The organism is Aquirufa aurantiipilula (assembly GCF_019923745.1).
GTDB classification, from domain to species: domain Bacteria; phylum Bacteroidota; class Bacteroidia; order Cytophagales; family Spirosomataceae; genus Aquirufa; species Aquirufa aurantiipilula.
Map to the genome: position 1 here is coordinate 156,415 of NZ_JAANOG010000001.1, position 19,070 is coordinate 175,484.

General features: G+C 35.7%; 15 protein-coding genes. 4 read left to right on the top strand and 11 right to left on the bottom strand.

The genetic code is table 11. The features are described 5' to 3' along the window. Positions 1–63 precede the first annotated feature (63 nt). Positions 64–1,677, top strand: coding sequence for an ABC-F family ATP-binding cassette domain-containing protein (locus G9H60_RS00695; RefSeq protein ID WP_223142208.1), 1,614 nt, complete (start codon positions 64–66; stop codon positions 1,675–1,677). Between the two features lie 249 nt (positions 1,678–1,926). On the opposite strand, the gene G9H60_RS00700 is transcribed toward G9H60_RS00695, so the two are convergent. The 6 genes from G9H60_RS00700 to queA all read right to left on the bottom strand — a co-directional run bounded on the left by G9H60_RS00700 (position 1,927) and on the right by queA (position 10,669). Beyond that, entirely contained in the window at positions 1,927–3,318 is a 1,392-nt protein-coding gene (locus G9H60_RS00700; RefSeq protein WP_223142209.1) for a Gfo/Idh/MocA family protein, read from the bottom strand. 108 nt (positions 3,319–3,426) lie between these two features. Further along, entirely contained in the window at positions 3,427–5,049 is a 1,623-nt protein-coding gene (locus G9H60_RS00705) for an NADP-dependent glyceraldehyde-3-phosphate dehydrogenase (protein ID WP_223142210.1), read from the bottom strand. A 298-nt stretch (positions 5,050–5,347) separates the two neighbouring features. Further along, complete coding sequence (locus G9H60_RS00710; RefSeq protein WP_223142211.1) at positions 5,348–6,532, bottom strand: MFS transporter; 1,185 nt, start codon at positions 6,530–6,532, stop codon at positions 5,348–5,350. Position 6,533: 1 nt separating this feature from the next. Next, a complete protein-coding gene (locus G9H60_RS00715; protein WP_223142212.1) occupies positions 6,534–8,906 on the bottom strand; it encodes an efflux RND transporter permease subunit in 2,373 nt (790 codons plus the stop codon). Positions 8,907–8,908: 2 nt separating this feature from the next. Then, positions 8,909–9,598, bottom strand: a complete 690-nt coding sequence (locus G9H60_RS00720) for a 2-C-methyl-D-erythritol 4-phosphate cytidylyltransferase (protein WP_223142213.1) — start codon at positions 9,596–9,598, stop codon at positions 8,909–8,911. An 18-nt stretch (positions 9,599–9,616) separates the two neighbouring features. Beyond that, complete coding sequence (gene queA / locus G9H60_RS00725; RefSeq protein ID WP_109322812.1) at positions 9,617–10,669, bottom strand: tRNA preQ1(34) S-adenosylmethionine ribosyltransferase-isomerase QueA; 1,053 nt, start codon at positions 10,667–10,669, stop codon at positions 9,617–9,619. Positions 10,670–10,850: 181 nt separating this feature from the next. Between queA and G9H60_RS00730 the strand changes: the two genes are divergently transcribed. Further along, a complete protein-coding gene (locus G9H60_RS00730; RefSeq protein WP_223142214.1) occupies positions 10,851–12,146 on the top strand; it encodes a cryptochrome/photolyase family protein in 1,296 nt (431 codons plus the stop codon). Here the strand turns inward: G9H60_RS00730 and G9H60_RS00735 are convergent. Then, a complete protein-coding gene (locus tag G9H60_RS00735) occupies positions 12,138–12,926 on the bottom strand; it encodes a DUF3108 domain-containing protein (RefSeq protein WP_223142215.1) in 789 nt (262 codons plus the stop codon). The two genes, G9H60_RS00730 and G9H60_RS00735, sit on opposite strands and share 9 nt — an antisense overlap. 164 nt (positions 12,927–13,090) lie before the next feature. Between G9H60_RS00735 and recA the strand changes: the two genes are divergently transcribed. Then, positions 13,091–14,152 (top strand): recombinase RecA, encoded by a 1,062-nt coding sequence (recA, locus tag G9H60_RS00740; protein WP_223142216.1) that lies wholly within the window; start codon positions 13,091–13,093, stop codon positions 14,150–14,152. Positions 14,153–14,215: 63 nt separating this feature from the next. On the opposite strand, the gene dnaA is transcribed toward recA, so the two are convergent. Next, complete coding sequence (gene dnaA, locus G9H60_RS00745; RefSeq protein WP_223142217.1) at positions 14,216–15,634, bottom strand: chromosomal replication initiator protein DnaA; 1,419 nt, start codon at positions 15,632–15,634, stop codon at positions 14,216–14,218. 430 nt (positions 15,635–16,064) lie between these two features. Continuing rightward, the gene (locus G9H60_RS00750) at positions 16,065–16,916 is read right to left on the bottom strand and encodes a diacylglycerol/lipid kinase family protein (protein ID WP_223142218.1); all 852 of its coding nucleotides are present in this window, start codon (positions 16,914–16,916) and stop codon (positions 16,065–16,067) included. 63 nt (positions 16,917–16,979) lie between these two features. On the opposite strand from G9H60_RS00750, the gene G9H60_RS00755 reads away from it, so the two are divergent. After that, entirely contained in the window at positions 16,980–17,384 is a 405-nt protein-coding gene (locus G9H60_RS00755; RefSeq protein ID WP_223142219.1) for a MaoC family dehydratase, read from the top strand. 56 nt (positions 17,385–17,440) lie between these two features. On the opposite strand, the gene G9H60_RS00760 is transcribed toward G9H60_RS00755, so the two are convergent. Together G9H60_RS00760 and G9H60_RS00765 are read right to left on the bottom strand one after the other, a co-directional pair. After that, on the bottom strand, positions 17,441–17,620 hold the full coding sequence (locus tag G9H60_RS00760; protein WP_109322819.1) for a histone H1: 180 nt from the start codon (positions 17,618–17,620) through the stop codon (positions 17,441–17,443). A gap of 156 nt (positions 17,621–17,776) precedes the next feature. Then, positions 17,777–19,030, bottom strand: a complete 1,254-nt coding sequence (locus G9H60_RS00765) for an aminotransferase class I/II-fold pyridoxal phosphate-dependent enzyme (RefSeq protein ID WP_223142220.1) — start codon at positions 19,028–19,030, stop codon at positions 17,777–17,779. Positions 19,031–19,070: the final 40 nt, after the last annotated feature.

The following is a 19,070-nucleotide window of genomic DNA, read 5'->3' on the forward strand; positions in this document are numbered from 1 at the left end:
AAATATTCATTTTTTTCTAGTCTCAAAATGAGTAATTTTGCGCCTTATTTAATTAATTACGCTATGTTGCAGGTGTCTAATGTTTCCCTAAGATTTGGGAAGAGAGTGTTATTTGAAGAGGTAAATATCAAATTTACGGAAGGAAACTGTTATGGTTTAATCGGCGCTAATGGTGCTGGTAAATCTACATTTTTAAAGATTCTTTCTGGTGAGATAGATTCTCAGACAGGAAGTGTTAGCATGAATCCTGGAGAGCGAATGTCGATTCTTAAGCAGAATCACTTTGAATTTGAAGAATTTCCAGTACTTCAGACGGTTATTATGGGCAACAAACGCTTATATGACATTATGTTAGAAAAGGATGCCATCTACATGAAGGAGGACTTTACCGAAGAAGATGGAAATAAAGCGGCTGATTTAGAGGCGGAATTTGCGGAATTGAATGGTTGGGAAGCCGAATCAGAAGCTGCAACATTGTTAAGCGGTCTTGGGATTAAAGAAGAAATTCATTATTCTTTATTAAAGGATATTAACGGATCGGAGAAAGTGAAGGTGCTTTTGGCACAAGCATTATTCGGTAATCCAGATATTTTATTGCTGGATGAGCCTACTAACAACTTGGATATAGATTCCATTATGTGGTTGGAAGGGTATTTACAAAATTTCAAAAATACGGTGATTGTTGTTTCTCACGACCGTCACTTTTTAGATAATGTGTGTACGCACATTGCTGACCTTGATTTTGGGAAAATTCAATTATACGGTGGAACATATACTTTTTGGTATGAATCATCACAATTGGCCGCCAGACAACGTACTGATCAAAATAAGAAGACAGACGAAAAGCGGAAGGAGTTAGAAGAATTTATTCGTCGATTCTCAGCAAACGTCGCTAAATCTAAACAAGCTACAGCACGTCAAAAAATGTTGGATAAATTACAAGTGGAGGATATCAAACCTTCGTCACGTAAATATCCATTCATTAATTTTAAGCCTGAGCGTGAAGCCGGTGACCAGTTGTTGAGTGTAGAAACCTTGTCCTATACTACAGAGGAAGGAAATGTTCTATTCTCCAATTTATCTTTTACCATCAATAAGGGAGATAAAGTAGCCTTTTTAGCTAAGGATTCTTTAGCCATTACGGCTTTGTTCGATATTTTAATGGGAGAAAGAAAAGCAAGTTCAGGTGATTTTAAATGGGGTGTTACCACGACACAAACCTATTTGCCTAATGATAATGCGGCCTACTTCAAAGATGATTCTTTGAATTTAGTGGATTGGTTACGTCAGTATTCTACCGAGAAAGATGAAAGTTTTATTCGTGGTTTCTTGGGTCGTATGTTGTTTTCTGGAGATGAGGCATTGAAAAAATGTACAGTAATTTCTGGAGGTGAAAAGCAGCGTTGTATGTTTTCTAGAATGATGTTATCTGGTGCCAATGTGCTTTTATTTGATGAACCAACCAATCACTTGGACTTAGAATCCATCACGGCTTTGAATAATGGTATGATTGAATTCCCTGGTACTATTTTATTTACTTGCCACGACCATCAATTAACGAACACTGTGGCAAATCGTGTTATTGAACTTGGTGCTAAATCTTGTCTGGATAAATTAATGACCTATGATGAGTTTATCACCGATGGTACCGTAAAATCTCAGCGAGTTAATTTGTAAGTAAAAACTTATCGGATTGGTTAGTAGGGAACGCTCAAATTAGTATTGTCAATTTAGTGTTGTCAACTTAGATTTGTCAGCTTAGATTTGTCAACTTTTTAAAAGTTGACAAATCTTAAAGTTGAATGAAATGATTCAAAATATAAGTTAATAATTCTCTAGAACTAATATTTAAAAACGAATTATACTCGACAAAACTACCTGTTTTGTTTGATTTTTTTAATCTAAGTAATTGATAATCAATATCAATTACTTGGATTTTTTCACTTTCATATTTACAGCATCCCATTCTATAGGTTTACCAATTTCAACTGAGGTATTACATAAAACCGATGGCCCAGCAGCTCTTAATCCAAAAGAAGCATCTTCAAATACTGGTTTTCCTGTTCTAATGGAATCAAAGAAATTGGTAAAATGATCTAATCGGTCATCATATCCTTGAGGAGCATTGAATTCAATTTCGTCCAATACTTTCATTCGTCTATCATCCGGACTATACTTGGCATTGTAATCAGCTAACATAGCGTCTTGCATCGCTTTAGGGAAGCTTTCCAAGGAATCATAACCTCCCATACTAGCTACTTTGGCACGTTTAAAATGCTTGATTTTTATGCCACGATTTTTGACCTCAATGACGCCTTCAGTTCCTATTAAACGAGTTCCCTCACTACCACCTGCTCCATCGGCCAAATTGACACGGGTCATAAATTGAAAGGCATTGTGGTTCTCCGTTTTACCATAAGTCATAAAGCCTGTCAATAAATCATAGGCATCTCGTCCATCCTTCCAATAATTCAATGCTCCTTGAGCATATATTCTTTCTGGACCCAATGAATTTGTAACCGTATGTAAGCCTGTCACATTGTGAACAAATAAATCACCAGCTACTCCTGTACCATATGCTTTATAATTTCTCCAGCGGAAAAAACGAACGGGATCAAAGGCCACCTTGGGGGCATCTCCTAAAAACATATCCCATGAAACAGTTTGTAAACTAGCATCTGTCGGTATGGAATATTGCCATGCTCCATTGGCTGAATTTCGATCTGTATACGCTTCTACATAGGTAATTTCACCAATAGTTCCTTGTTGATAATATTTGCGAGCCTCCTGAAATACCACCGAACTTGCTCGTTGAGAACCCACTTGTAATACTTTTCCACTCGCTTTTTGAGCAGCTACAACAGCTAAACCTTCTTCCACATGATGTACCATGGGTTTTTCGCAATACACGTGTTTACCTGCTTTCAGCGCATCAATGGTGATATGATCATGCCAATGATCACTGGTACAAACTAAAACGGCATCAATATCCTTTCTAGCCAAAATTTCCTTATAATTTCTAGTGACAAATAGATCTTTACCCCATTTTTCCTTTGCACGATCTAATCTACCTTGGTATAAATCAGCCACGGCCACTAACTCTACACCTGGTACTTTTAGGGCAGTGGTGGTGTCATAATGGCCAATAATACCGGATCCAATCAATCCTATTCGGATGGTATCATTTGGACTAACTTTGATTTTTTCTAAAATCTGAGTCAATGGTCTTTCATCGGCCCCAAGCAAAGGAATTCCTCCCAATAGGAGAGAGGTACTTGCACTTAGAGATTGAATAAATTGGCGTCTACTTTTTTCCATGTGTTTGTAGCTTTATGTGTTTTCCAAATTACAAATTATCTGGAAATAAAAAACCCTAATCTAACCTGCAAAGGAAAAATTAGGGTTCTTGGAAAATTCGAAATCAACTTATAGAATAAATCGAGTCGATAAGAAGTTAGATTGCTGGTTTTCAACAATTTGGTTCACAATATCCTTATTTGCTTGTGTTGCTTTTGTTGCAACTACCGTACGAATAGAGAAGGAACGCAAAGCTGCCGTCACAGAAAGTGTACCCTCAGCAGAATCTTTACGACCTGTAAAAGGGAATGAATCTGGTCCACGTTGACATTGTGCATTAATATTCACACGGGAAACTTGATTCACCGTTTCATCAATCAAAGCTGAAATTTGATTTGGATCTGTTCCGAAAATAGCTACTTGCTGTCCGTGTGATGATTCATGTATATAATCAATAGGTACATTGATGTCATCAAATGGAACAACTGGAACTACTGGACCAAACTGCTCCTCTGACCAAACTTTCATTTTCTTATTTACCGGATACAATAATGCAGGGAAAAATAACGATTTGGCATTTTCTCCACCGTGTTTATTCAACACTTTAGCACCGTGTAATTTTGCATCCTCAATCAATTCCTTCAAATAAGCTGGTTTGTTCGGCTCAGGAAGTGGCGTTATTTGTACACCTGGATCCCAAACCATACCAACTTTGATTGCTTCAATTTTTTCAGCTAATCCCTTATTGAAAGCATCCGCTAAGCTGCTATGTACAAAGATGATTTTGATGGCAGTACAACGTTGACCATTGAATGATAAAGATCCCAGTAGACATTCGTTGATTGCATTGTCCAATTGAGCGCTTTCAGTTACAATCGCTGCATTCTTCGCATCCAGTCCTAAAATGGCACGTAAACGATTCACCTTAGGGTGCATTTTCTTTAATTTATCCGCCACTTTAGATGAACCAATTAATGTTAACACATCAATTTTACCTGATTCCATTAATTGAGGAATGATCGAATTTCCACGACCATACAACGTATTAATTACGCCAGCAGGGAATGATTCTCTAAATGCTTCTAATAATGGATAGTGTAATAATGTACCGTGTTTCGGTGGTTTAAATAAAACCGTATTACCCATAATTAACGCTGGAATTAAGGTAGTAAAGGTTTCATTTAATGGATAGTTAAATGGTCCCATACACAATACTACTCCAAGAGGCGAACGACGAACTTGACCAATAATTCCTTCTTCAATTAAGAAAGTAGAAGAATTTCTATCAATGTCTTTTAATGCTCCAATGGTATCATAAATGTATTGAACTGTTCTGTCAAATTCTTTTTGTGAATCAGTTAATGATTTACCAATTTCCCACATCAATAATTTAACAACTTCGTCACGCTTCAAAATCATCTTTTGTGTGAATTTTTCCACACATTCAATGCGTTTGTCTACGGACATCGACGGCCATTCACCACGACCATTGGAGTAGGCTTTTACACCTGCATACAGCACTTCCATCGCGTCTGTAGCATCGGTAATAGGATATGATCCAATGCGTTTAGGCTCAAAACCTTTTTCAGACTTGATGTAAATGGGAGACCAAACATCTTGTGTTTTGCCTTTCCATTGGCGCATCTCTCCATTCACTAAATATTCTCTTTGTTCGATCGGTTTGACCAAATCATATTCTTTCGGAATTTCTCCTTCTTTGGGAAACAGTTTTTCTAATTCACTCGATTGCATAGGTTGTATTTTTATGGTCGCAAATTTCAGCTATTTGAACTATTCAAAGAATTCATGGCATGTATTATTTGAATAGTAATACTATTTTATGAAATTATTATAAATAATCTAAAATAGCTATTGGTTAATTTCTGAATTCAAGGGATATTTTCTCCTGATTCGATTTATCTGAAATCGCTTTTGATCTGTAAAACTAGCCTCATGTAGTTGACTGAATTCGTAAAGCCAGGTAGAAAAGAGTTCGATGTCATTGCTTCTAAAAGCCAAAGCATCAATTTTTTTACTGATTAAATAGGTCTCAAATTCCATTTCTTGTCCAGTTTTTTCTTAAACTCAATAATACCACCAATGCAATACTAGCTAATAATCCCGCAATGAAAAAGGGGAGTGGTATCATTTGGCTTAAACCTTTATATAAATATCCTGAAAGAAATGCTCCTATGCCAATACCAATCTCTAAAGCAATGTACATAGTAGCCATGGCGCGTCCCATATGATTTTTATGGGCTAAATCTGATGTCCAAGCTGCCAAAGTGGGAGTGGAAAATCCAGAAGAAATACCAAATAAAATGGCAGAGATAACCATTGTAATTTCATTTACTGGAAATGCCAAAATGAACATTGAAATCACCAAAAAGAAACTGGAAATGATTAATATAGGTATCCTACCATGTATGTCAGAGCTTTTTGAAAAGAAAAATCGAACGCCAATAGAAGCAATGGTGTAAATCGTAAAATATAAGCCCTTGTTATGCCAACCAACCAATTTGGTCGTATCAGGTAATAGCGTAAGTACAGCACCATAGGAAAATGACATCAAGACCATGATCCAAAATACTGGTATCACTTTTGGCTCAAAAACATCGCTCCAATTTATTCGAAATAATTTTAACGAAAATTTACTTTTCATGCTTTTGGGTAAAGTTTCTTCCAACTTCATTAAAATAATAATAGAAGCTAGGGCAAATAAGGAAGAAACATAAAACATGGGATCTAATCCAATTGAATTAGATAAAGCAGAACCTATACTTGGGCCAATAGACATACCTACGGCTGTAAAAATCCCCAAAGTTCCCTGTGCTTCACCTCGACGATTTTCGGGTATAATGTCTGCCACATAAGCAGCGGTTGCAGTGGGTTTGGTGCCTGTTGACATCCCATGGATAAAACGTAAAAATAAAAACGCCTGTACGGTATGCACCATGGGGTATATTCCTCCACAGACAAAACAAACGATAGATCCAAAGGCCATGACAGGTACGCGACCAATGTGGTCAGTTAGTTTGCCAGAAAATGGCCTACTGAGGCCAGCAGTTAGCGTGAATAGTGCGATAATGTATCCAATGTATTCACTTCCTCCCATGGATGCCAAATAATCGGGCAATTCAGGAATAATCATGGAAAAACTGGCCGCAAATAAGAAGTTACTAGTACATAATAACCAGAAAGGAATCGTATAGATTTTTTCCTCTTGAATTCCCATGTTAAATCTCCTCCTCTATGATGGTGTCAATTTCTTTTTTATTCAATCCCATCAAAAAGGCAGGTAATAAAATTAAATTACAAATCATGGCCATCAATAAGGTTATGGAAACCAAAATTCCCAATGCTTGGGTTCCCTTGAACGTAGAAGCTGTAAATATGAAGAAACCAAAAAACAAGATCATAGCCGTGTAAAACATAGATACACCTGTTTTTTGTATAGTGATTTGCACAGCACGTTTTACATTGAGCTGATTTTTTAGCCATTCTTCCTTATATCGAGTTAAGAAATAAATAGTCCCATCACTGGAAATACCAAAGGCAATCGAAAAGATTAGAATAGTACTAGGTTTCAAAGCAATGTTAAAGTATCCCATCAAACCTGCTGTGATTATCAGTGGAATCAAACTAGGTAGGGTAGAGATAATCACCATTTTCCAGGAACGGAATAAAAATGCCATTAATAGACATATTAAAACAATAGCTGTTATAGTACTCTCAATTAAGTTTTTCTGTAGATATTCCGTGTTAAACGAATTTATAACAGAATTTCCCGTCACATCAGCTTGATATGCATTGGGATTATCCTTGGGTAAAATTTCGCCAGTCTCTGCATCTGTTCTGAAAATACTATCAATCTTGGGCTGCAGTATTTGATACAACTCTTTGGTTCTGACAGTACCAGCATCAGCCATTTGATAGGAGATTCGAGTATGTTGTTTTTCTTGGTCAATGAATCCCGCAAATAGATTACTTTTTCCTGATAAACTTGATTGAAAGTCTTTCAATTTATTCAATTCATCAATACCAGGTAGAGTGAAATATTTTGGATCTCCACCGCGATACACTTGATACAAATACTTAGTTGCCGTTAAAATAGAAAGTCCAGCCGTAAATTCAGGATATTTGGCCATCAGCTTTTCCGTTCTTTTCATTTTAGACAAAATTTCTGGACTTAAAGCTTTCCCCGGACTTTTTGCATCCACTGAAATTTCAAAAGGGATAATTCCATGAAAATGCTTTTCAATGAATTTCAAATCGGAATAAATCGCATTCTCTCTAGGTAAATCGTCAACGATAAACCCAATAGCCTTAATTTGTAATAATCCATAGACCGAGATCATTAATAAAATAGTCACAGTTCCATATATGGATTTTCGATGATTTAAGACCCAATTTTCAATACGAATTAATATTAAATTAACTCGCTTTGACTCAAAATGGGCTAAGTCCTTAGGTCTGGGAGGAGCTAAGAAGCTAAAGAAAATGGGAATTAAGAGTAAGGATAATAAAAAAGTAAACATGACATTGACTGATGCCACAATCCCAAATTCCACCAATAATCCTGAACCCGTAAAGCTAAAAACACCAAAACCAATGGAAGTAGTCAAATTGGCTAAAAACAAGGTTCTACCTACTTTAGAAGCACTTTCTTTCAATGAAAAAAGCTTGTCTTGAGTTTGTATATAGGTCTCATGGTATTTATTTAACAAGAAAATGACATTAGGGATACCAATCACCACAATTAGCGGTGGGATTAAACCAGATAGCAATGTGATTTTAAATCCAAGAAATACGATGGTCGCAAGTGATGCAAGGATTCCTATCAATATCACAATCAGGGCAAAAAACACCACTTGTATGGATCTGAAAAAGAATAACAAAATGAGTGAAGTCACTAAGATGGCTAAGCCTAGAAAAAATATCAGTTCTTTGGTTACCTGTGAGGTATATTCCGTTCGAATAAAAGGCATTCCAGAGAAATGAATATCTCTTTTCATTTTCAAGCGGTAATCTTCTCCTAATTGCTTGATTTTCTTAACTAAAGTGATTCTTCCTTTATCATTAATTGTCCTTTGGTCTAAGGTAATTAGTAATAAATGTACCTTGTAATCATCTGTATATAAGAAGTTTGTAAAAATAGGTAATCGACTAATCTTACTTTTTAAGGTATCCAAACGCTCCTGAGTGGTTGCTAAATTTGAATCCCAAATGGTTCTAGTTTTGAACTTTTTGTCTGTACTGTCGATGTAGACCTCTGGAAGATTGGATAAAGATAAAATGTTTTTAATCCCCGATAATTGCTTGATTTCTAAACTAAGATTTTTCCATGCATCAAATTCGACGGGAGTAAAAAGCTGTGGGTTTTCTAAACCAATCACCATGACATTTCCGTCTTCACCGTATTTTTTTTTGAATCCTTCATACAGTTGAAAACGCTCATCTGTTTTAGGTAAAATTTTAGCTAATTCATAGCTTAATTGAATTTGTGAAGCCTTGTAAATGAGTCCTGCGGTAAGTAGGGTCATTACCAGCAAGATGAAAATTTTATGTTTTAATATATTGGATCCAATCCAATCCCAGGCGTTTTTCATGTTTATGCGTTTTGAGTCAATGCTTCGGCAATCAGCAAATCCTCGGGGGTTGTAATTTTTATGTTGGAATAATTTCCTTCAACAAGTTGAATATCTATGCCCATTAATTCCACGACACTGGCATCATCCGTAAAAAAATCTTGATATTCTTGTTGAAATGCCTTCTTTAGAATTGAAACTTCAAATATCTGTGGCGTTTGAATTAATTTAATGTGATTTCGATCAAGTGGGAGATATACATTTTCCGCATTATCCCATTGACGAACAGAGTCCTTGCTGGAAACAGCTAATACGGCATTACCATGCTTTTGAGCATGCTGATATGCCTGTTGTATACAAGTAATGGATACCAGTGGCCTGACACCATCGTGAATGGCAACAAGTGCTTGTTGATTTTCTAGAATTGCTTGAATACCTTGTTGACTCGAATGAAAGCGTGTCTTGCCTCCTTCCACTAATTGATGTGGACAATCTTGGAGGATTTCTGGATGTTCTTGACAAAGTCCCTGCCAAGTAGAAAATTGATTCTGAGGTAATACTAAAATCAATTCAATTTCAGCATCCGCTTTTTTGAATTGTAAAAGGGTATGGTATAAAATGGGTTTGCCTTGAAGGAGCAAAAATTGTTTAGGAACGGCACTTTTCATTCGCTGTCCAGTACCTCCGGCTACAATAATGGCATATTTCTTCAAAACAAACCCGATTTTTATTTAGATGATTAACATAACATCACCATAACTGAAGAAACGGTATTTCTCTTTAATGGCTTGTTGGTATGCCTCATGAATTAATTCATATCCACCAAAAGCTGAAGTCATCATCAATAAAATCGACTCAGGTAAATGGAAATTTGTTAATAGGGCAGTAGGAATTTTAAATTCGTAGGGAGGGAAAATGAATTTGTCCGTCCAGCTATTGATAGGTTTTAAATGTCCACTAGCTGAAACAGAAGATTCCAAGGCTTTCATGACCGTAGTTCCTACCGATAACACATGTTTTTTGTTATCAATAGCTTGATTGACATAATCACAAGTATCTTGATTGATGATAAAATGTTCAGAATCAGTTTTGTGTTTGGTCAAATCTTCCACATCCACTTGGCGGAATGTTCCTAGCCCAACGTGTAAGGTAATAGGAGTAAATTGAGCACCATTCAATTCCATTTTTTTCATAATGATCTTTGAGAAGTGCAAACCTGCAGTTGGAGCAGCCACAGCACCTACGTGTTCAGCGTAAATGGTTTGAAAACGCTCAGCATCTTCAGGAGTAGCCTCTCTCTTAGAACGAATTTCTTCTGGAAGTGGTGTTTCTCCTAATTCGTGAATAGCTGCCATTAAAGCATCATGGTCACCATCATACAAGAAACGAATTGTTCTACCACGAGAAGTGGTATTGTCAATGACTTCAGCAACTAAGTCAGAATCACCAAAATATAATTTATTTCCAACACGAATTTTACGAGCAGGATCTACCAAAACATCCCAAAGGCGATGCTCACGGTTTAGTTCTCTCAATAAAAAAACTTCGATTTGAGCACCGGTTTTTTCCTTATTACCATACAATCTAGCTGGAAAAACTTTGGTGTTGTTAGTTACTAATACGTCTCCTTCACCGAAGTAATCAACGATATCAGTGAATTTCTTATGTTCAATGGTCTTGTTTTTTCTATTTACAACCATCATGCGAGCGTCTTCGCGGTTATCTGTTGGATGTAAGGCAATTAAACTTTGTGGTAAATCAAATCTGAATTCAGATAATTTCATTCGTATGGGGTTTGAAAATGAAAAACGTTGAATTATTAACGAAAAAAAATAATTCAATCGTTCATTTATTTTTTGAAAAAAAAACAATTTGCAAATATACACTTTTCAAGGGGGGCTTGTCAAGCTAATTTTTTGAAACAATCAAAAGCTAAGGAAGTTAAACTAATGTATATTGAACATTATGAATGAAATTTCTGTCTTTTGGTTTCGCCGCGATTTGCGTATAGAAGATAATGCTGGCCTTTTTGCTGCTTTAAGTGGTCCTTATCCAGTCTTGCCCATTTTTATTTTTGATCCATCTATTTTGGATAAATTAGAAAATAAAAAAGATGCACGAGTGGAGTTTATTCATGCGGCACTCACACAATTGAAAAGTGAAATCCAAAAAAGAGGTGGCGACCTGTTGATTTTACATGATAAACCGCTTCATGCTTTTCAAAGTTTGGCCCAAAAATTCTCTATCAAAAAGATTTATACCAATCATGACTATGAAAGCTATGCTATTTCTAGAGATGATTCAATAAGGCAATGGGCTGAAAGTCAAAATATGTTGTTTGAAAGCTTTAAAGATCAAGTCATTTTTGAAAAAAATGAAGTTTTAACAGGCCAAAATACGCCTTATACTGTATTTACACCATATTCACGCAAGTGGAAAGAAAAGTTGGCTAATTCTGAATGGAAGCAATTTGAATCAGAGAATTTGACAAACTATATCCCAGCTTCCTTTGAAATACCGAGCTTACGTCAACTGGGTTTTGAAGAGTCGGGTCTATCATTTCCTTCTTTGATTTTTTCTGACGATTTAATCCGTGAATATCAAATAAAGCGAGATTATCCTGGATTAGATGCCACATCCCATGTTTCAGTTCATTTGCGCTTTGGAACTATTTCCATTCGTAAACTTTTAAAAAGAGCCCTTGGGAAATCCGAAACCTGGTTAAATGAATTGATTTGGCGTGATTTCTATTTTAATATCACCTTTCATTTTCCTCATATTGGGCAAGGCTTAGCATTCAGAAAAGAATATGATCGGATGCATTGGCGCAACAATGAACAAGAGTTTGACGCTTGGAAAAATGGCCAAACTGGTTATCCCATCGTTGACGCAGGAATGCGAGAATTGAATCAAACGGGATTCATGCACAACCGTGTACGTATGATTGTGGCTAGTTTCTTAGTGAAACACCTTTTAATTGATTGGCGCTGGGGTGAAGCGTATTTTGCTGAAAAATTATTGGATTTTGACTTTTCTGCCAACAATGGCGGTTGGCAATGGGCAGCAGGTTCAGGATGTGACGCTGCACCTTATTTCAGAGTCTTTAATCCATATCTACAAACCCAGAAGTTTGATAAGGAATTAAGTTATATAAGAAAATGGGTACCTGAGTTTCAAGAGTTTCATTACCCTAAACCAATTGTAGATCACGAATTCGCCAGAAAACGCGTATTGGCTGCTTATAAAGAAGCCTTAGGGTAAAGCAGTATAAATGGTTTTGCCCGCAATTTTGTAATCTTCTAAATCGATGCTCAAGAATCCTATCTTTAGGTTTACTTCCATTTTGAAAGGAATTTGGTAATTATCTTGACTAATCCATAATCGGATAGCATCCTTGTCTTGAAACAAATTATTTTTAGGTAATACCAATGAAGTACGTATACAGTTTTTACTTCCAAACTTGCTGTCCACTTTCTCAAAGCCCTTTACAATACACCAAACTTCATAAATCTGTCCATCTACCAATATCTTAGCACTCATTTTCTGACCAATTTCTAATTCCTGTAAGTTCTTTTTACGTAAAAAGTAATATCCAGAAATTAAATCCAACATGGAGCTTGAAATAGAAAGACTTTTATCTTTTGGAGTATTTTGAGGAGAAGATATCTGTGCTATTCCTTTGTCGTGGTAAAAATCAATTACCTCTTGCTTCTTATATCGACCTTCCCGCTTATTCATTTCGGCCTTGATAGGTAATAAAGTACTTGGATCCATGTAGGATACCCATACATCTAAAAGTGGACTGAACACATTGAATATGCCCACTGTTTTCCCTTCAATTTCGATTTTTCGAGTTGGAATCTGACGAATGGATCCCAAATTAGGACTGCTTTTTATGTTAGCTTCTGCTGCATTAATAAATCCTAAGTGAATTCGGTATTTTAAATTTTCTCCACCTAAAAGTACATCCTTGTCTTGTGCTTTTAAGTTGATGGATAGGCAAAATAATAAAAAGGAAAAGGTAAAATTAGATGTTTTCAAAGGGTTGAAGGCTCATTTTCCGGCAAGATAAGTATTAAAGAAATAAGAGCACAGAATATCAAGTAATTTGATTAAATATTAGTGGCTATTTCCTATTTTTGTTTAGCTAAATACAAATCAAAATAAGTAGAAGCTTCAAATACAATTTTATCAATCAACATACCATGGCAAAACAAGCGAGCGAAGCTCAAGGCTTAACATCTGAGAAATTAAAAGCCTTACAAACCACTCTAGAAAAATTAGATAAAGCGTATGGAAAGGGTACCGTTATGCGCCTTTCAGATAGTAAAGTCATGGATGTACCTGTTATTTCTACAGGTTCATTAGGTTTAGATTTAGCCTTAGGGATTGGGGGAGTACCAAGAGGAAGAGTTGTGGAGATTTATGGTCCAGAATCTTCAGGTAAGACGACTTTAACTTTGCATTGTATTGCTGAAGCTCAAAAGGCTGGAGGTATAGCCGCATTTGTGGATGCAGAACATGCATTTGATCGTTCGTATGCAGAGAAATTGGGAATCGATACCCAAAATTTATTAATATCTCAGCCAGATAATGGCGAGCAAGCATTGGAAATTGCAGAACATTTAATTAGTTCAGGTGCCATTGATATCATCGTTATTGACTCGGTGGCAGCTTTGGTTCCTAAAGCGGAAATAGAAGGGGAGATGGGAGATTCTAAAATGGGTCTACAAGCTCGCTTGATGTCACAAGCTTTGCGTAAGTTGACAGGAACCATTAATAAAACAGGTTGCTGCTGTATTTTTATTAACCAATTACGTGATAAGATTGGCGTAATGTTTGGAAGTCCAGAAACAACTACAGGTGGAAATGCCTTGAAGTTTTATGCTTCTGTACGTTTAGATATCCGAAGAGCTGGTCAAATCAAAGAAAGTGCAGATTCTATCACGGGTAATCGTACGCGTGTGAAAGTAGTTAAGAACAAATTGGCACCTCCCTTTAAAGTAGTAGAATTTGATATTATGTACGGCGAAGGTATTTCTAAAGCCGGTGAAATATTGGATTTAGGTGTTGATTTAGGCGTAATTGATAAGTCAGGGTCCTGGTTTTCATATAATGGAAATCGATTAGGACAAGGTCGAGATGCAGTTAAAGATTTAATTAAGGACAATCCAGAACTAATGGATGAGTTGGAAGCCAAGATCAAAGAAAAAGTGAAAGGCGATGATTCGGTCTTATTAGATAAAGAAGGTGGCGCAGAAGAATAAGTAGGCAGAATTAAAGAAAATTGTTTCCTATAAAAAAAGTCTCTCGATAATCGGGAGACTTTTTTAGTTGGCGTTAAGATTAAATCGGTTGAACAGTTTTTTAACTGTTTTTTCAACTGTTTTATCTGTTTCCATAGCTTCAGAAATAGATTGTACTGCATGAATAACAGTACTATGGTCTCTACCTCCAAAATGATATCCAATAGACTTTAAAGGGAGATTGGTCAATTCCTTTAACATATACATGGCTACTTGACGAGGAAATACATTCTCTTTCTTCCGGCATTTACCTTGTAAAGTGCTTAATTCAACCGAAAAATGATGCGTTACAGCTTCAAGAATATTTTCAACACTTAATTCTTTTTCTTGCTCATTGACAATGCTCTTCAAAGTTGCTTTTGCCAAATCCAAATCAATTTCTTTTCGAGTTAAAGAAGCTTGTGCCATCAAAGAAATAATAACACCTTCAAGTTCTCTTACATTCGTTTGAATGGAATGAGCAAGGTATTCAAGTACTTCAAAATCAATTTGAATACCATCATCTTGTAATTTTTTTTGAATAATGGCAATACGCGTTTCAAAGTCAGGCTGTTGAAGATCTGCTGTTAATCCCCATTTAAATCGACTTAATAATCGGTCCTCCATACCAGCTAAATCACGTGGTGCACGGTCAGATGACAAAATGATTTGCTTTCCTGATTGATGCAAGTGGTTGAAGATATTAAAAAACGTTTCTTGAGTCTTTTCTTTTCCTGATAAGAATTGAACGTCATCTATAATAAGGACATCTACTTGTAAATAGAAATTGGTAAATGCTTCGATGGAATTATTCCGAATGGCATTGACAAATTGATTGGTAAATTTCTCCGTAGATACGTAAAGAACAAATTTTTCAGGAAACTGCTGCTTGATTTCATTTCCGATTGCTTGAATCAAGTGTGTTTTGCCTAATCCTACTCCACCATAAATCATTAATGGGTTGAATGAAGTCAAACCAGGTTTATTAGCAACAGCCATTCCTGCAGCTCTCCCAAGACGATTACAGTCGCCTTCAATGAATTTATCAAAAGTGTACTTAGGAATTAAATAGGAATCTAATTCTAATGAATCCAGGTTTTTAAACTGAAAAGGGCTTTTCGCTGCTTGACTGTTAGTAAATTCTTTACTTGGATTCTGTTGATTTGTCGTTGGTAAGTTAAAAGATAGCGGAGGATTTTTTCGATCCCCTTTATCTACTATAATGGAGTATTCCAGCATACCTTGTCGACCAATGGTATGATCAATCGCTTTTCTCAAAGAAGAAACAAAGTTATCTTCTAACCATTCGTAGAAAAATTGAGAAGGTACCTGAATTGTAAGCGTATTATTCTGAAATTTTAAAGGAACAATTGGGCTGAACCAAGTCGTGAAACTTTGCTCAGAAATATCATCACGGATGATATTCAAGCATTTATTCCACAATTCAGTTACTTCAATTTGCATAAACTATTCCTTTTTTTTAGGGTCAAAAATTCCTCGTTGAAGTATTGGCCATAGAAGACATACTTCAAATGTTTTAAATTTCAAATAATGGTTTGGGTACCTAGAGAAACGATAAAGCTTCACTAAAGCGGGGAGACAAAAATAGTAAAATTCAAGGTCGTTCCAAATCTAAAAAAAAATATTTTCAACTTATTTTTAGTAAAAAAAGTGCATTAAAATTTGGAACTAAAAATTGTTCAATTTTTATGAACTCCTGATGTGTTTTGGCTTGAAAAAATATAAGAAAAAAAAATAAAAATTTTTTGAATCAAAAACGTAGTTATTTAAACAAGGTCTAAATTTGAATAAGTAATTATTGTATTAAGTATCTGTAAATCAATACGTTGTATTTATTCTGGATGATTAGCTCTAATAATTGCGATTTTAAGGTTTATACAATTACACGTAAATACTTAGGGATAATTTTAATGGTGTGATTGAATTCTTTTGTACGTAAATTTTCCCCATCCATGTGATATAAAGTGCCAATAGGAACGCTGAATTCATATCTTTGGCAAGATTGTATCTTTACTTTTTTATGTTGATTGATATTTTTTAAAAATAGGCTAATTCCAAGTTGGGCTGATTCCCAAATAGTTAGAGGTTTTACCTTGACAACTTCAAAGTTTCCATCTTGCAAATTTGAATAAGGTGAAATGTAGGCATTATTGCCAAACTGATTTGCATTGGCAAAGGTCATGGAGAATATATCCTCTTGGATTGAGTTTGAATCTTGTATTTTTAGAGATTGATAGGTCAATATGGATTGAAAAGACGACTTGATGTAAGTTAATAGTCCCCGTTTTTTTCCTTTTGCAAATTGATGGGCGACATAAGCATCAAATCCAATCCCAGCAGTACAAAAAAAAGCATCTTGATTCCAATAAGCGACATCTATTTGAACTTCATTCCCCTGTGTGGCTTGTTGCAATGCTTTAGAAAAGTTCAGATGTATACCTAAATGTCTCGCTAAGCCATTTCCTGACCCTATAGGAATTATACCAAGTGCTGTATTTGACCCTACTAATGCACTGGCTATTTCATGAATTGTGCCATCTCCACCAATTGCTATGACTTTTGTAGCGCTACGCTGCATGGCTTGACATGCTAATTCATGGGCATGTCCTGCATATTCAGTAAAATGTAACTCGCTATTTTCAATCTTTTCCAATTTTTGAAGCATTTGCTTTTTACTTGCATTACTTTTGCTTCCAGAGTTGGGATTGTAAATAAAGTGGATCATACCTTTTAATTTCAATTGCAAAGTTAGACTCTATTTTTTATTAACAATTAATATACCTACAATATGTATTCCATTGGAGATAGCTACGAAATTGAATTTAGCTTTAATCAGGAGCAAGTAAACGACTTCTGTAAAATATCAGGAGATTTTAATCCTTTGCATTGGGATGAGGAATTTGCTGCTCAAACAGTATTTAAAAAGCCCATCATTCATGGTGCATTGATAGCCAGTGTATTCTCGCGTGTCATGGGAATGGAATTTCCTGGTCAGGGAAGTGTTTATTTAAGTCAATTATCGGAGTTTAAACGTCCACTTTATGTTGGACAAGTATATCAAGCAAAATTTACTGTAACTCATATTGACTCTATTAAGCATACAGCAGAAATTCAAACTCAGGTATTTGACAAGGAGAGAGGCAAATTGATGGTTGATGGAATGGCCAAAGCTATGAATGCGGAAAAGTTCTAACATAAAAAAGCCCGATACTCAGTATCGGGCTTTTTATAATCAAGAAATTAAACTAATTATTTTCCTGAGTTCTTTTGATTCTGAACTTCAGTACGAATTTCTTGAGCTAAAGTTTTTAGTTGCTGTAAGCCACCTCTAACGCGTGTTCCTGCTGCTTGGTTTCCTTTATCGTAGAATTTTTCGAAATCTGATTCTAATGACAAAACGAGGTCTTTCACTTGTGCAAATCTGCTCATAATAATTTGATTTTGTAGGTTGTAAAAATAGATTGTCTTATTTCGCTGTTTGAAGCGCTTATAAGGCGAAATTTAACAAAAAACTTATTCCATACAAACTATTTCTATGAAAAAACCCAAAAAAAAGTTAAAAAAGTTAAAATTGGCCTTAAAAACTTATTTTGCGGCATTTAAAACCTTATAATAACCGTCTTTTAATCTTTTTTGAACTTCAGCGAAACATTCCGTAGTATATTCAATATCGGCTTGCGTATGTGAAGAGGTTGGAATAATTCTTAGCATAATTTGTCCCTTTGGAACTACTGGATACACCACAATACTGCAGAAAATACCCATATTTTCACGTAAATCTCTTACTAAAGAGGTAACTGCTGCTATATCATATTCACCATGCAAGAAAACGGGAGTAACGGGAGATTGAGTTTCTCCAATATCAAATCCCTTTTCTTTTAAACCTTTTTGTAAAGAGCGTACGTTTTCCCATAAACGTTCTCTTAATTCAGGATGTTTTTTAATTAATTCTAAGCGCTTCATTCCACCTATCACGAATGGCATAGGTAATGCTTTCGCATAAGTTTGTGAACGCATATTGTATTTTAAATACATGATGATGTCCTTAGGAGCAGCAACAAATGCTCCAATAGCCGCCATCGATTTTGCAAAAGTTGAAAAATATAAATCTATACCTTCTGTACAGTTTAAGAATTCACCCACACCTTTACCATTGGCACCCATCGTTCCAAATCCGTGAGCATCATCCACCAATAAACGGAAGTCGAAGTCTTTCTTCATCTCCACGATTTTATCCAATGAACCTACTTTACCTGACATACCAAAAACACCTTCTGTAATCACTAAAATACCTCCGCCAGTCTCTTGTGTTTTTTTAGTAGCTCGTTCTAAATTCTTACGCAATGAATCCATGTCATTGTGATTGAATTTATAATAGTCGCCCATTTTTGCTTTGTGTAAACGAATACCATCAATCAAACAAGCATGTGATTCGGCATCATAAACAATGATATCGCGGTGATCAACCATACATTCAATGATGGACATTACTCCTTGATAACCGTAATTCAAAAGGAAACAATCTTCTTTTCCAACGAATTCAGCTAGTTGTCTTTCAAATTCTTCGTGTTCATCTGTATTTCCAGACATCATTCGAGCTCCCATTGGGTAGGCTAAACCATATTTAGCTGCTGCATCAGCATCAGCTTTTCTTACTTCCGGATGGTTAGCTAGGCCTAAATAATTATTTAAAGACCAGTTGAGCATCTCTTTTCCCATGAATGTCATTCTTGGGCCAAGTTCTCCAGTTAACTTTGGAAATGAAAAATAATGGTGGGAGTAATGCGCATGAGCACCGATTGGCCCCATGTTTTTAACAACTTTCTCGAAAATATCCACTGTAAGTATCTGTTTTAATTAAAAAAACTTAAAATATTCA

Bases quoted from the DNA above. Each gene is read 5' to 3' on its own strand.
- G9H60_RS00700 (WP_223142209.1), bottom strand. From the start codon at position 3,318: ATGGAAAAAAGTAGACGCCAATTTATTCAATCTCTAAGTGCAAGTACC.
- G9H60_RS00705 (WP_223142210.1), bottom strand. From the start codon at position 5,049: ATGCAATCGAGTGAATTAGAAAAACTGTTTCCCAAAGAAGGAGAAATT.
- G9H60_RS00755 (WP_223142219.1), top strand. From the start codon at position 16,980: ATGTATTCCATTGGAGATAGCTACGAAATTGAATTTAGCTTTAATCAG.
- recA (WP_223142216.1), top strand. From the start codon at position 13,091: ATGGCAAAACAAGCGAGCGAAGCTCAAGGCTTAACATCTGAGAAATTA.
- queA (WP_109322812.1), bottom strand. From the start codon at position 10,669: ATGAAATTATCTGAATTCAGATTTGATTTACCACAAAGTTTAATTGCC.
- G9H60_RS00715 (WP_223142212.1), bottom strand. From the start codon at position 8,906: ATGAAAAACGCCTGGGATTGGATTGGATCCAATATATTAAAACATAAA.
- G9H60_RS00750 (WP_223142218.1), bottom strand. From the start codon at position 16,916: ATGATCCACTTTATTTACAATCCCAACTCTGGAAGCAAAAGTAATGCA.
- G9H60_RS00695 (WP_223142208.1), top strand. From the start codon at position 64: ATGTTGCAGGTGTCTAATGTTTCCCTAAGATTTGGGAAGAGAGTGTTA.
- G9H60_RS00730 (WP_223142214.1), top strand. From the start codon at position 10,851: ATGAATGAAATTTCTGTCTTTTGGTTTCGCCGCGATTTGCGTATAGAA.
- G9H60_RS00760 (WP_109322819.1), bottom strand. From the start codon at position 17,620: ATGAGCAGATTTGCACAAGTGAAAGACCTCGTTTTGTCATTAGAATCA.
- G9H60_RS00710 (WP_223142211.1), bottom strand. From the start codon at position 6,532: ATGGGAATTCAAGAGGAAAAAATCTATACGATTCCTTTCTGGTTATTA.
- dnaA (WP_223142217.1), bottom strand. From the start codon at position 15,634: ATGCAAATTGAAGTAACTGAATTGTGGAATAAATGCTTGAATATCATC.